A 12,567-nucleotide genomic window follows, 5' to 3' on the forward strand; every position below is an offset into this window, starting at 1 on the left:
GAGCGCCACTGGAGTGGCGCGCTCCGTTGAGAGACCGGTCCTGTTTAGCGCGCCGCCAGCGCCTTGAAAGCTTCGCGGGTCGCGTTCAGTGCGAAGTCGATGTCGGCTTCGGTGTGGGCCGTCGACAGGAACATATTGTGGCGCGGGTGCAGGTACGCACCGTGCTTCAGCGCTTCGAGCGTGAAGAAGTTGCCCTTCTCGGTGTCCGGATCATTGTCGAACAGCAGGGTCGGCATCTGCGGCGGGCCGCTCTGGCGCACGCCGATGCCGAACTCGGCCGACTGGGCGGCGATGCCGTCGCGCAGCTTCTGGCCCATCGCCCGCATGCGGTTCGGGCCATCGACGCTTTCCAGCACGTCGAGCGTCGCGAGTGCTGCCGCCATCGAGACGGCGCTGCACCAGAACGAACCCGTGACGTAGAGCTTGGAGGCGGCATCGCGATAGCGGTCGTTGCCGGTGACGGCGGCCAGCGCATGGCCGTTGGCGATCGCCTTGCTCCAGGCGCTGAGGTCGGGCTGCACACCCACAAGGTCCCAGCTGCCGCGCATGGTGAGGCGGAAACCGGCGCGCACGTCGTCGACGATCAGCGCGGCATCGTTGGCATCGCAGAGCTCGCGGGCGCGGCGGGCGAAGGCCGCGTCCGGCATCTCCTGGTCCTTGCCGAAATCGTGCTTGAAGGCGGAGACGACGATGCCCGCGAGGTCGTCGCCGGCACGCTGCACGGCGCTCTCGAGGCTGCCGGTGTCGTTGAACTTGAAGGTGAGCATGTGGGCGCGATCCTCGGGCGTCACGCCGTACAGGTTGGGCGTGCACCACGGAATGGCGCCGTGATAGGCGCCCTCGGCCACCAGGATCTTGCGCTTGCCCGAGGCGGCGCGCGCCAGGGTCACGCAGGTCGTGGTCGCATCGGTGCCGTTCTTGCCGAACAGCGCCCAGTCGGCGTGGGGGATCAGCCCGACCAGCCGTTCGGCCAGCTCGACGAGCCGCTCCGACGGGCCGTTCAGGCAATCGCCCGCCGCGGTCTGGCGCGCGACCGCCTCGGCGACCACCGGGTTGCCATGGCCGACCACGATCGGGCCCCAACTGCACATGAAGTCGACGTAGCGCCTGCCGTTCACGTCCCAGAGATGGCAGCCCTCGCCCCGCTCGAAGAACTGCGGGTAGCCCTCGGGCAGCCGGTCGCTGCGCAGGTGGCCATACATGCCGCCGGGGATCACAAGCTGTGCGCGCTGGCGCAGTTTCTGGTCGGCAGTGACGCCACTGGTAGGGGTTGGCATTTGGCAGGCTCCGCAACGCTGTGAACTGGCTTATATATACCGGACAGATAAGGGCCTGCACGCAGCTTTGGCCGCATGGCCGATGAGGGGGAAACAATGGATCTGAAGGGTAAAGTGGCCGTCGTCACCGGCGGCAATGGCGGCCTCGGCCAGCGCATCTGTCACGCGCTGGCGGAGCAGGGTTGCCAGATCGCCGTCGTCTATGCCCAGAGCAAGGACCAGGCCGAGGGCGTCGTGCGCGATCTCGAGAAGCACCAGGTCGCCGCCGCGGCCTTCGCCTGTGACGTCACCCAGCGCGACCAGGTCCAGAAGCTGGTCGACGACGTGGTGAAGCGCTTCGGCCGGCTCGACATCCTTGTGAACGATGCCGCCTACAACAAGTCGATCCCCTTCACCGATCTCGACGGCCTGACCTACGAGGAATGGACCAAGATCATCGACATCAACCTGACCGGCCCCATGCTGCTCACCAAGGCCGTCGGCCCGGTGATGAAGAAGCAGGGTGCCGGGCGCATCGTGAACATCGCCTCGGTCGCGGGCCTCGGACCGACCGGCTCCTCCATCGCCTACGCCGTCTCCAAGGCAGGCCTCATCCATCTCACCAAGTGCATGGCCGTCGCGCTCGCGCCCGAGGTGCTGGTGAACTGCGTGGCGCCGGGCCTGCTGGAAGGCACGCGCGCGACCGCGAACCTGCGGCCCGAGGTCGTGGCCAAGAACGCCAGCGCCTCGCTGTTGGGTGTGCCCGCGGACAAGGACGACTGCGCCGACCAGGTCGTCACCATGTGCCGGACCAACTCCACGACCGGCCAGACGCTTGTGATCGATTCGGGCCGCGTCTTTCATTGAGGGAGGGCGAGGGGCGTTCACCGCCCCTCGCAACCGGCCTTCACTCGATCCGGATGTTGGCCGACTTCACCATCTCCGCGAAGAACTCGATCTGCTGTTCGCGGAAAGCGGCGAACTCGGCCACGGTATTGGCCTTGGTCAGCGCGCCGATCTCGGCCAGCCGCTGGGTCGCCGTCGGGTCCTTGATCACCTCGTTGAACTCGGTGTTGAGCTTGGTGATCAGGCCCGTGTCTGTGCCGGCCGGAACGAACACGCCGTTCCATTCGTAGGTCACGAAGCCCGGCAGGATGTCCGAGATCGGCGAGATCCCGGGCAGCACCTCGATCGGTTGCGGGCCGGTATGCGCCATGCAGATAACCTCGCTGGCGCTGCGCACCGCGACCGTGCCCGGCACGTTGCTGAACTGCAGCGGGATGCGGCCGGCAAACAAGTCGTTCCGCAACGAGCCCATCTCCTTGTAGGGCACGTGATTGATCTTGATGCCGGCCTTCTGGTTCAGCAGCTCGAGCGAGACGTGCTGCACCGTGCCGATCCCGGTCGAGGCGCAGTCGAGGCCGCCCGGCTTGCTCTTCGCCAGCGCGATCAGCTCCGGCACGGTCTTCGCCTCGAACCTGGCGTTGCGCATCAGCGTGTTCGGCGTCTGCATGGCCAGGAACACCGGCAGCAGGTCGCGCCGCGTATCGTAGGGCAGCTTGGCGCCGAACAGCGACGGGTTCACCGAATGCGCGGTGGCGTCGTACAGCACCGTGTAGCCGTCGGGCGCCGCGCGGGCCACGATCTGCGCGGCGATCGTGCCGGCCGCGCCCGGCTTGTTGTCGACATTGAAGGTCTGGCCCGTCCGCGCCGAGATGCCGGCGCAGAGGATGCGGCACACCACGTCGGCGGTGCCACCCGGACTGTAGGCATTGACGACGCGCACGGGACGAGACGGATAAGCTTGCGCGCGCAGGGTGGCCGGCATCGCCAGCGCCGCGGCGGCGCCCAGCACCGTGCGTCGACGCACGGTCGCAATCTTGGACATGAACATTCCTCCAGAAGCGGCACTTGAACGGCCGCGTTGGAGAAAGTGTGTGCCGGCCCGGCGGGCGTTGGCAATGTCGAGCGCGTTAGTGAGCCGTCACGCGAGACGGCATTCCGAACTCAGCTCGGCAGCACGAACCTCACGCCCGCGCGCGCAAGCCCGCCGCCCAGCGCCGCGGCCGTGCCGTCGGCGCGCCAGCAGGCGGCGCCGGTCATGGTGCCGTTGTCGTGGAACTGGATGGCGTTCATGCCGCCGGCGACGGTCGGCATGATCTTGAGCGTGTGGCCGCGCGCCTCGAGGCCCTTGCGGACGTCCGCGGGGATGCCGTGCTCGACTTCTAGCAGCGGGCCCTCGGTCCAGATGCGCGGCGCTTCGACGGCTTCCTGCAGCTCCATGCCGTGGTCGATCAGGTTGAGCAGGGCCTGCAGCGCCGAGGGGAAGATCTTGCGGCCGCCGGGCAGGCCCAGCGCATAGCGCACCTTGCCGTCGCGTAGCGCCATCATCGGCGACATCGAGGTCGTGACGCGCTTGCCCGGCGCGATCGACAGCGCGTTGCCGCGGCGCGGATCGTAGTTGTTCATGTAATTGTTGGGGATCATGCCGGTGCCCGGCACGATGAAGCGCGCACCGAACAGGCTGTTGATGGTCTGCGTCGTGCTGACGACATTGCCCATGCCGTCGGCCACGGTGAGATGCGTCGTGTCCTGGCCTTCCGCCGCCTGCAGCCCGCCGCTCCACTTGGTGGCGCGCGCGATGTCCAAAAGCTTGCGGCGCTGGTCGGCATAGTCGCGGCTCACGATGCGCTCGACCGGGACCTTCACGAAGTCCGGATCGCCGCTCGCCTCGGCGCGGTCGGCGAAGGCGATCTTCAGCACCTCCGCCAGCAGGTGCAGCGTGTCGACCGTGCCGAAGCCCATCTTCGCGATGTCGTAGGCGTCGAGGATGTTCAGCATCTGCGCGATGTGCACGCCCGAGGCGGCGGGCGGCGGCGGTCCGAGGATCTCCCAGCCGCGATAGTGGGCGCGGATCGGCGCGCGCTCTTCCACCTTGTAGCCGGTGAGGTCGTCGCGGCGCACGAAGCCGCCGGTCTTCTCCATGCATTCGACGAGGAGGTCGCCCAGCGCGCCGCCGTGCAGCGCCTTCTCACCCTGCTGCGAGACGAGCGTCAGGGACTCGGCGTACTGGCCCTGCACCAGCCTCTCGCCAGGCTTGAGCGGCGTGCCATTGGGTAGCAGGAGCGCAGAGGCGAGCTTGTCCTTCGAGAGGTCGGGGCCCGCATCCTTGATGCAGTCCGAGAGATAGGGCGTCACCGCGAAGCCGCGCGCGGCATGGCGGATCGCGGGTGCCATCACGTCGGCCAGGCTCATCGTACCGAAGCGTTCCAGCGCCATGCACCAGGCACGCAGCGAGCCCGGTGTCGCGACCGACTTCGGCCCGACCAGGTTCTCCTGGCCTTCGACGTCGTAGACTTCAGGGGCCGCGCCGGGGACCGGCTTGTACATGTCGGGATGGCCCGACTTCGGCACGGCGCTCATGCCGTCGAGGATGCGGTGGCTGCCGTCGGCCAGGCGGATGTGGCAGGTCGTGCCGCCGATCAGGCCGACCATCATCGGCTCGACCACGGTCAGCGCGAACTGCATGGCGACGGCGGCGTCGACGGCGTTGCCGCCGGCCGCCAGCATTTCGAGGCCCGCGGCCGAGGCCAGCGGATGGTTGGAGACGGCCATGCCGCGCGGTCCGTGGGCCGGCTGCTTCTCGCAGGTGAAAGGCGTGCCCGTGCGCTCGCGCCATGTCGACTTGGTCATCTCTGGTCCTCGCTGAATTCTCTGGGCAAAAATCCGAGGGTGAAATCTCGCATGTAGCTTAGGCGGCGGCTACCCATTCACCTCATCCTGAGGAGGTGCGAAGCGCCGTCTCGAAGGATGGGCTGCAGACGATGTGCGCGTGTCCACCCTTCGAGACGCGGCCTGCGGCCGCTCCTCAGGGTGAGGTGATGTGGTGTCGTACGATTTACTGCGCCACGCGCTTTTCAGCCTCTACGCAACGCTGCAGCCGCTCGCAGGCGGCCTCGTCCCGGTCGCCCTTGTCGTTGAAGCAGAGACGGGCGTCGTTGGAGCCGTCGGCCACGATCTCGGTCAGCTTCGCGCGGGCCTCGACCGGACGCTCGACGTCTAAAAGGCCCTTGCGGGTCAGCGCGTTGGCGAAGCGGATCACCAGCCGCTCGCGCGACCGCATCGCTTCGGGCGCGGAGGCCTTGGCCTCGCGGCACCATTCCATCGAGGGCGCCCTGCCGCATCCCCAGAGCTGCATCTGGCGGAAGCGCTCGGCGAGCTGGCGGTTCACGCCCAGGCAATAGGCGAAGGTTTCGTCCTCGGTGGTGGCCGGTTCGTCCTGTTGCGCGAAGGCCGGCGAGGCGGCCAGCGCGAGCAGCAGGACGATGCCGGGCCGCATCCGCTCAGATGAACATGTCGAGCTGGTTGTAGTTCTTCAGCATCGCGTCGTGCTTCGCCGCGCTCCAGCGGTTCTCACCCTCGTGTCCGGCCAGCGGGCGATAGACGTAGCTCTTCTCATTCGGGAAGCGCTGACGGCGCGCGTCGATGCCCAACAGCAGGATGCGCAGCCGCGCGTTGATGCGGTCGAGATCGTAGGTCACGACCTCGCCGTTCAGCCGCTTGGTCGTGACGTTCAGCACCCTCTTGCGCGGGAAGAAGCCGGCGTTGAGCGTGACCCGGCGGTCGGGCGAGGAGTTGGCGAAGGAGCCGTGCAGGAGCTGGCGGTTGGTGACGATCGTGTCGCCGCCATTGGCCAGCATCGGCACCGCGCCCTCGATGCGGTCCGAGCCGCTCTCGGCCACCAGCTTGCGGATATCGGATTTACCGAGGCGATGGCTGCCCGGCAGCACCCAAACGCCGTTGCCGGCGGTGCTGGGATAGAGCTGGGTCATGAAGTTGAAGCCGTGGGCGCCCATGTCCCAGTCGGCGGCGGTCCAATGCGTCGTGCCGTCCTGGTGCCAGGCGACCGAGGGGCCGAGGCCTGCCTCCTTGATGAAGGTCACTTCGTTGTAGGGCACGAAATCGTCGCCCAGGATCGCCTCGGCCACCGCCATCAGGCCGGGATGGCCGTAGAGCCGAAGGGCGGCGTTCATCAGGTAGAGGTTGCCGTCGAGCAGTTCGACGGTCCAGGCGGGCGCGTCCGCGGCCAGGGTCGGCTGGCTCATCGCCACCGGATGGCGGCCGTTGTTCCGGTCGGTGCCGCCGAGCGGGTCGCTCAAGGGCTTGGCCCAGCGATAGGGCGGCTTGATCACGCCCTCGCCGAAGGCGGGGCGGCCATGGCGGTCGAGCGTCGCGCCGGGCTCGACCGGCGCACGGTCGAGGATCGCGTCGACGTCGGCGCGCAGCTCGGCAAGTTCCTCCGGCTTGGCCACGCCTTCGAAGACGTAGAAGCCGTGCGTCCAGTAGGAGTCGAGGATGTCCTGCGCCAGCTTGCCGTCAGGACCGAGCCGGATCGGCCCGCGATTGCCCAGCGCCCGCGCGCGTGCTTCGCCGGCGCGGCTGTACTCGGCCATCACCTGCGCATGGTCGTGAGCGGTGAGGGGAGCAGCGGTCGAGGGAGCAGAGGCTTCGGCCATCGCCATCGGGACATCTCCAAGCGTTTGGACGCGATGACGATAGCGCGGCGCGTCACTTGCAGCCAAATCTCGCTGCGAGCTTCGCCCGCTATGCGGACGACGCTAGCTTCCGGCAGCCAGCGCGGCCTCGATGGCGCGGTCGAGCTTGGTGCCGGTGCCGCTCACGGCGGTGAACCAGTCGACGATGCGGCCGTCGCGGCCGATCAGGATCTTGTGGAAGTTCCAGTTGGGCGTGCCGATAGAACCGGTCTGTGCCGCGGCCCAGCGATAGAGCGGATGCGCATCGGGCCCCGACACGACCTGCTTGTCGGCCAGCGGAAAGGTGACGTCGAAGCTCACTTCGCAGAAGCGCTTGATCTCGGCGTTGCTGCCGGGCTCCTGGCCACCGAAATCGTTCGACGGCACGCCAAGGACCACGAGTCCCTGATCCTTGTAGCACCGCCATAGCTCCTCGAGGCCCTTGTACTGGCCGGTGAAGCCACAGAGCGACGCCGTGTTGACCAGCAGCACGACCTTGCCGGCATAGTCGGCTGTCGGGAGTTTGCCGTCGCCGATCGAGTCGAGCGACACGTTCGGCCAGTCCACGGGCTGACGCCCGATCTGCGACCAGGCCGTACCCGCCGCCGAGAGCAGCGCGCCCAGGACGGCGAAGGCCAGCATGCGGATGACTTTCATGAGGCTGGCCTTCGCGATCCGCGTCTTACTTCTTGGTCGCGGCGTAGCGCGCCTTGGCCTCGTCGTTCGGCGGATAGAGGCCGGGCAGCGCCACGCCGCGCTCGACCTCCGACATGATCCAGCCTTCGAGCCGCTCCTGCTCGGTGCCTTCCTTGGCGACCGTCTCGACCAGCGCCTTGGGGATCAGCACTGCGCCGTCATCGTCGACCACGACCACGTCGTCGGGGAACACCGCAACGCCGCCGCAGCCGATCGGCTCCTGCCAGCTCACGAAGGTGAGTCCGGCGACCGAAGGAGGCGCCGCGGCGCCCTGGCACCAGACCGGCAGGCCGGTGCCCAGCACGCCCGCGATGTCGCGCACGACGCCGTCGGTGATCAGGCCGGCGACGTTCTTCTTGACCATGCGGGCGCACAGGATATCGCCGAAGATGCCGGCGTCGGTGACGCCCATCGCATCGGCCACGACGATCGCGTCCTCCGGCATCGCCTCGATGGCGGCGCGGGTCGAGATCGGCGACGACCAGCTCTCGGGTGTCGCGAGATCCTCGCGAGCCGGCACGAAGCGCAGGGTGAAGGCACGGCCGACGAGGCGGCCCTGGCCCGGCTTGATCGGCCGCGTGCCGCGCATCCAGACGTTGCGCAGGCCCTTCTTCAGCAGGATCGTCGTGATGCTGGCCGTGGTGATCTTGGACAGCGTGTCCTTGAGGTCTTTCGAAAGCGGGGTCGAGGTTGTGGGCACGGTGTCTCCGATTCTGGATGGGGCACGTCGCCCCGTTCCTTTCCAGAATAGGCGACGCGCCGCGACACGGAAACGACCGATTGAGGGATGTCAGAAGCCCAGCGGATCGGGGCCGAACCGGTTCGGTCCGTACGTGCCGCGCAGGAATCCGATGTCGATCAGGAACCAGACCCCGCCGATCACCGGCACCAGCATGATGAGCATCCACCAGCCTGACTTATCGCGGTCGTGGCAGCGCTTCACCGTGATGGCAAGGGCGATCCAGAGCATTGGGATGGATAGCAACGTGCTCACGAGGTGTATCGCCACGGATGAATCTTCCAGCATCTCGGGCGCACCTCGGAGGCTTGCCAAGATCATGAAGGCGACAAAAAAGACGAGCTGGACGGCGAACAAGACGAGATTCACGTACCAATAGGGCGCGCGATTGACGCGGCCCTGGAAACTGAACAACAGGCTCTTCACTTCGGATTTCCCCCGATACTCGCAAGCCGAGCATTCGGAGTGTGGCGCTAAATCAGACCGCGCACACGCGCCAACCGTGATCAGCCCACAGCGTCTCCGTCGTCGATTCACATCGTGGGAAAATGGCCACCATGCCGCGTCCGGGGTGGGTTCCCCCGGCGGCCGGATGGGCTAAAACCGGCCCCGTCGGCGCCCCGCGCCGTCCCGGTCGTAGTCCCACCCGGTCAAAACAGGAGCCCCAGATGATCGACTTCGCGTCCGGAGCGCGCGGCTGATGTTCAGCCTCGTCTTCACCCGGCGTTACAGCATGGCGCACCGGCTGATCGCCGATCCCGCCAGCAAATGCGCCATCCCCCATGGTCACAACGAGCAGGTGATCGCCCGCATCCAGCCGCTGGCGCCGCAGCGCCTCGACGGCGACGCCAACATGGTGGCGCCGTTCGATCGCGCCAAGGCGCGCTGGCACCGCTGGATCGACGACCAGGTCGACCACGCCTTCCAGCTTGGCGAGCGCGATCCGATGATCGACTGGTTCCGCGTGCACGAGGCCGATCGTCTCGCACGCCTGCTGGTCACGCCCGGCGATCCCACGACCGAGATGCTGGCGGCCTGCTTCATGGCCAAGCTCAACGCCTTCCTCGCCGCCGACGGCAACGCGTTGCACTGCGTCGAGATCACGGTCGAGGAGACGCCGACCAACGCCGTCACATTCTGCGGCGATCCCGCCGATGCCTTGCCCGAGCGCGATGGCGTGGGCTGGTGGCGGCGCGCCGACGACAGCATCAACGATCTCACGCTGTCATGAGCCGTATCCGAATCTCGGAGATCTTCGGGCCGACGGTGCAGGGCGAGGGGGCGTTGATCGGCAAGCCGACCGTCTTCGTGCGCACCGGCGGCTGCGACTATCGCTGCTCCTGGTGCGACACGCTCTACGCTGTGCTGCCGGAGTATCGCCACGACTGGCTGCCGATGGCGCCCGACGAGATCCTGTCGAAGGTCGCGGAGCTGACCGGCGGCACGCCGGTGCTGGTGACGATCTCGGGCGGCAATCCCGCGATCCAGCCGCTGGGTCCGCTGATCGAGCAGGGCCACGGGCGCGGCCATCGCTTCGCGATGGAAACCCAGGGCAGCGTCGCCGCCGACTGGTTCGCCACGCTCGACTCGCTGGTCCTGTCGCCGAAGCCGCCGTCGTCCGGCATGGCGACCGACTGGAGCGCCTTCGACAACTGCCTCGCCGCCGCGAACGGCGGGCCGCAGACCGTGCTCAAGGTCGCCGTGTTCGACGAGACCGACTACGCCTTCGCCCGCGCCGCCTCGGCGCGGCATCCGGCGCTGCCGGTCTATCTCTCCATCGGCAACCACACGCCGGGCGAGCCCAACGAGGCCGGCCGCGACGGCGTCGACCAGAAGGGCCTCATGGCCCGCTTCCGTTGGCTGGTCGACCGGGTGGGGCAGGACCGCTGGTTTGACGCGACGGTGCTGCCGCAGCTTCATGTTCTCGCGTGGGGCAACGAGCGCGGGGTTTGAGGAAGCGAAAGGCCCCTCACTTCGTTCGGGATGACAATTTCGCTGGGATCAGCGCGGTGCGCCGATGCAGTCCCCGTTGTCATCCTGAGCGCAGCGAAGGACCTTTATCCTTACCCCCGCAAAACCTTGCCCGCCTTTGCCTCCGTCAGCCGGCCCTGTTCCCACGTAAGCGCGCCGTTCACCACCGTGTATTCGACGCCGCGTGATGGCATGACGATGCGCTTGGCGCCGCCGGGGAGGTCGTGGCGGCGTTCGCCGTGGTTGCTGGAGCCGATGGCCGACGGATCGAAGATCGCGATGTCGGCGGGGGCGCCTTTCTTCAGGCGGCCGCGATCCTTCAGACCGAAGAGATCGGCGGGATCTGACGTGAGCTTGCGCACGCCTTCTTCCAACGTGATCGCTTCCTTCTCGCGCACCCAGGTGCCCAGCAGGTAGGTCGGGTAGCCGGCGTCGCACAGCATGTCGACATGCGCGCCGCCATCGCCCAGTGCCATCAGGATGGCTGGGTTGTTCAGAAGCTCGCGCATGCGGTCTTCGCGGGTGTTCCACGAGGAGATGGTGAGTTCGGTGTCGAGATTGTCGGCCAGCACCGTGTCGAGGAAGGCATCGACGCTGTCCTTGCCCTGCTCCTGCGCGATCTGGGCGATCGACTTGCGCTCCAGATGTTTCAGCGCCGGATTGCGCACGTCATGGACGACGACGCGGCGCCAGTCGCTGAAGCCGGTCGGGTTTTTTAGGTCGGCCTTGAACTGCGCGCGGAAGGACGGGTCTGCGTAGACTTGTCTCTGCGCTTCCTTCGATGTGTCGGCGAACACCCGCTTCCACGCCGGGAAGGCGGCGAAGGCGAAGGGATTGTCCATGTTGCATTCGCGCGTCAGCGGCAGCGGCGAAGTCTGCGGCCGCGCGCCCTTGGCGATCTGCGGCGCCGCGCGGCGCAACGTGTCGCGCACCGCCTCGGGGATGTCGTCGCGATCGAACAGCGCGATGAAGGTCACCGGCCGGCCGCTCTCTTCCAGCAGGAAGTCCAGCAGCTCGCACTGGTCCTCTTCCAGCACGCCGACCTGGCGCGTCAGCGCGATCTCGATGGCGCCTTTGCCGCGCTTCTTGAGCTGGTTGGCGTAGGCCTTCATCTCCTCGCGGCTGGCGTTGCGGCAGGCCAGCGGCTTGCCCTCGAAGCCCATGTGCTGGTTGAGCGTGGTCGAGGAGAAGCCGAGCGCGCCGGCGTCCATCGCTTCGCCGATCAGCCTGGCGATCTCGTGCGTCTCCTCCGGCGTCGCGGCGCGGTCCATCGAGGCCTCGCCCATCACGTAGTGACGGAACGGCGTCAGCGGCGCGATGAAGGCGAGGTTGAGCGACGGCTTGCGCGCCGCGGCGGCGTCCATGAACTCGGGGAAGGTCTCCCAGTCCCAGGTGATGCCCTTGTTCAGCACGTCGAAGGGAATGCCCTCGACGTTCACGAGATCCTTCATCGCGATCTCGCGCGTCTCGGGCTTGCAGGGCGCGATGCCGACGCCGCAATTGCCCATCACCACCGAGGTGACGCCATGCCAGGACGAGGGCGTCACCGCTCCGTCCCAGCAGATCTGCGCGTCGTAATGCGTGTGCGGATCGACGAAGCCCGGCGTCACCGCGAGCCCGTGTGCGTCGATGGTGCGCTTCGCGCCTTCCGTCACCTTGCCGATCTCGGCGACTTTGCCATCCACGATCGCGACATCGGCCTGGTAGCGCGCGGCGCCGGTGCCATCGACCACGGTGCCGTTCTTGATCACGAGGTCGTAGCTCATTGTGCGTTTCCTCCCAGAAACTTATGTGCACAACGCTATCACCCGTGGCCTGCCGCGCCACTGGCGCAAGCCGCAGAGCGCGGGTTCGCTGCACCCGCTCAGTCGCGCATGCTCAGCCCGGAATCTCCGGCAGGACGAGCTGCGCCAGCAAGGTCAGCGATTCCTGCCAGCCGAGGTAGCAGGCCTCCGGCGGAATGACGGCGGGAATGCCTTCCTGCACGATCTCGATCTCGGTGCCGACCGAGACCTTGCGCAGGGTGATGGTGGTCTGCATCTCGCCGGGCAGGTTGGGATCGTCGAACTTGTCGGTGTGGCGGATGCGTTCGTTGGGCACGAGCTCGACGAAGGTGCCGCCGAAGGAATGGCTGTTGCCCGACGAGAAGTTGGTGAAGGACATGCGGTAGGTCCCGCCGACCCTCGCATCCATCGAATGGACGCGGCCGGTGAAGCCGTGCGGCGGCAGCCACTTGGCCATGGCGTCGGGATCGAGAAAGGCGCGGTAGATGCGCTCCGGCGGCGCGGTCAGGACGCGATGGAAGCGGACGGTTCCGGTCTGGGTCGACATGGGTATTCCTCCTGCGGGCAGTCTGCCCCGGACAACGGTC

13 protein-coding genes are annotated in these 12,567 nt (G+C 67.4%); 3 read left to right on the plus strand and 10 right to left on the minus strand.

The window, feature by feature from the left end:
- Positions 1 to 44 precede the first annotated feature (44 nt).
- On the minus strand, positions 45 to 1,277 hold the full coding sequence (locus AC1RP5_RS04775; protein ID WP_493109445.1) for an aminotransferase class III-fold pyridoxal phosphate-dependent enzyme: 1,233 nt from the start codon (positions 1,275 to 1,277) through the stop codon (positions 45 to 47).
- A gap of 96 nt (positions 1,278 to 1,373) precedes the next feature.
- On the opposite strand from AC1RP5_RS04775, the gene AC1RP5_RS04780 reads away from it, so the two are divergent.
- Positions 1,374 to 2,123 carry an SDR family NAD(P)-dependent oxidoreductase gene (locus tag AC1RP5_RS04780; protein WP_493109446.1) on the plus strand — a complete coding sequence of 250 codons (750 nt, stop codon included), beginning with the start codon at positions 1,374 to 1,376 and terminating at the stop codon, positions 2,121 to 2,123.
- Positions 2,124 to 2,163: 40 nt separating this feature from the next.
- Here AC1RP5_RS04780 and AC1RP5_RS04785 read toward each other — a convergent pair whose 3' ends face one another.
- The 7 genes from AC1RP5_RS04785 to AC1RP5_RS04815 form a co-directional block, all read right to left on the minus strand.
- On the minus strand, positions 2,164 to 3,144 hold the full coding sequence (locus tag AC1RP5_RS04785) for a Bug family tripartite tricarboxylate transporter substrate binding protein (protein WP_493109447.1): 981 nt from the start codon (positions 3,142 to 3,144) through the stop codon (positions 2,164 to 2,166).
- 119 nt (positions 3,145 to 3,263) lie between these two features.
- Positions 3,264 to 4,949 (minus strand): gamma-glutamyltransferase, encoded by a 1,686-nt coding sequence (ggt, locus tag AC1RP5_RS04790; RefSeq protein WP_493109448.1) that lies wholly within the window; start codon positions 4,947 to 4,949, stop codon positions 3,264 to 3,266.
- Positions 4,950 to 5,154: 205 nt separating this feature from the next.
- Entirely contained in the window at positions 5,155 to 5,595 is a 441-nt protein-coding gene (locus AC1RP5_RS04795; RefSeq protein ID WP_493109449.1) for a hypothetical protein, read from the minus strand.
- 4 nt (positions 5,596 to 5,599) lie between these two features.
- Complete coding sequence (locus AC1RP5_RS04800) at positions 5,600 to 6,778, minus strand: phytanoyl-CoA dioxygenase family protein (RefSeq protein ID WP_493109450.1); 1,179 nt, start codon at positions 6,776 to 6,778, stop codon at positions 5,600 to 5,602.
- 96 nt (positions 6,779 to 6,874) lie between these two features.
- Positions 6,875 to 7,447, minus strand: a complete 573-nt coding sequence (locus AC1RP5_RS04805; protein WP_493109451.1) for a glutathione peroxidase — start codon at positions 7,445 to 7,447, stop codon at positions 6,875 to 6,877.
- A 25-nt stretch (positions 7,448 to 7,472) separates the two neighbouring features.
- Positions 7,473 to 8,186 carry a ribonuclease activity regulator RraA gene (locus tag AC1RP5_RS04810; RefSeq protein WP_493109452.1) on the minus strand — a complete coding sequence of 238 codons (714 nt, stop codon included), beginning with the start codon at positions 8,184 to 8,186 and terminating at the stop codon, positions 7,473 to 7,475.
- Between the two features lie 90 nt (positions 8,187 to 8,276).
- The gene (locus tag AC1RP5_RS04815; RefSeq protein WP_493109453.1) at positions 8,277 to 8,651 is read right to left on the minus strand and encodes a DUF805 domain-containing protein; all 375 of its coding nucleotides are present in this window, start codon (positions 8,649 to 8,651) and stop codon (positions 8,277 to 8,279) included.
- A 274-nt stretch (positions 8,652 to 8,925) separates the two neighbouring features.
- Between AC1RP5_RS04815 and AC1RP5_RS04820 the strand changes: the two genes are divergently transcribed.
- Positions 8,926 to 9,456 (plus strand): 6-pyruvoyl trahydropterin synthase family protein, encoded by a 531-nt coding sequence (locus AC1RP5_RS04820; RefSeq protein ID WP_493109454.1) that lies wholly within the window; start codon positions 8,926 to 8,928, stop codon positions 9,454 to 9,456.
- Positions 9,453 to 10,178, plus strand: a complete 726-nt coding sequence (gene queE / locus AC1RP5_RS04825; RefSeq protein WP_493109455.1) for a 7-carboxy-7-deazaguanine synthase QueE — start codon at positions 9,453 to 9,455, stop codon at positions 10,176 to 10,178. The genes AC1RP5_RS04820 and queE overlap by 4 nt, the downstream gene beginning before the upstream one ends.
- Before the next feature lie 110 nt (positions 10,179 to 10,288).
- Here the strand turns inward: queE and AC1RP5_RS04830 are convergent, their stop codons facing one another.
- Entirely contained in the window at positions 10,289 to 11,962 is a 1,674-nt protein-coding gene (locus tag AC1RP5_RS04830; RefSeq protein WP_493109456.1) for an N-acyl-D-amino-acid deacylase family protein, read from the minus strand.
- Between the two features lie 112 nt (positions 11,963 to 12,074).
- Positions 12,075 to 12,527, minus strand: coding sequence for an SRPBCC family protein (locus tag AC1RP5_RS04835; protein ID WP_493109457.1), 453 nt, complete (start codon positions 12,525 to 12,527; stop codon positions 12,075 to 12,077).
- Positions 12,528 to 12,567: the final 40 nt, after the last annotated feature.

The sequence above is a fragment of the Reyranella sp. GW821-FHT12G01 genome (genome assembly GCF_058806575.1).

Bases quoted from the DNA above. Each gene is read 5' to 3' on its own strand.
- AC1RP5_RS04775 (WP_493109445.1), bottom strand. From the start codon at position 1,277: ATGCCAACCCCTACCAGTGGCGTCACTGCCGACCAGAAACTGCGCCAG.
- AC1RP5_RS04780 (WP_493109446.1), top strand. From the start codon at position 1,374: ATGGATCTGAAGGGTAAAGTGGCCGTCGTCACCGGCGGCAATGGCGGC.
- AC1RP5_RS04785 (WP_493109447.1), bottom strand. From the start codon at position 3,144: ATGTCCAAGATTGCGACCGTGCGTCGACGCACGGTGCTGGGCGCCGCC.
- ggt (WP_493109448.1), bottom strand. From the start codon at position 4,949: ATGACCAAGTCGACATGGCGCGAGCGCACGGGCACGCCTTTCACCTGC.
- AC1RP5_RS04795 (WP_493109449.1), bottom strand. From the start codon at position 5,595: ATGCGGCCCGGCATCGTCCTGCTGCTCGCGCTGGCCGCCTCGCCGGCC.
- AC1RP5_RS04800 (WP_493109450.1), bottom strand. From the start codon at position 6,778: ATGGCGATGGCCGAAGCCTCTGCTCCCTCGACCGCTGCTCCCCTCACC.
- AC1RP5_RS04805 (WP_493109451.1), bottom strand. From the start codon at position 7,447: ATGAAAGTCATCCGCATGCTGGCCTTCGCCGTCCTGGGCGCGCTGCTC.
- AC1RP5_RS04820 (WP_493109454.1), top strand. From the start codon at position 8,926: ATGTTCAGCCTCGTCTTCACCCGGCGTTACAGCATGGCGCACCGGCTG.
- queE (WP_493109455.1), top strand. From the start codon at position 9,453: ATGAGCCGTATCCGAATCTCGGAGATCTTCGGGCCGACGGTGCAGGGC.
- AC1RP5_RS04830 (WP_493109456.1), bottom strand. From the start codon at position 11,962: ATGAGCTACGACCTCGTGATCAAGAACGGCACCGTGGTCGATGGCACC.
- AC1RP5_RS04835 (WP_493109457.1), bottom strand. From the start codon at position 12,527: ATGTCGACCCAGACCGGAACCGTCCGCTTCCATCGCGTCCTGACCGCG.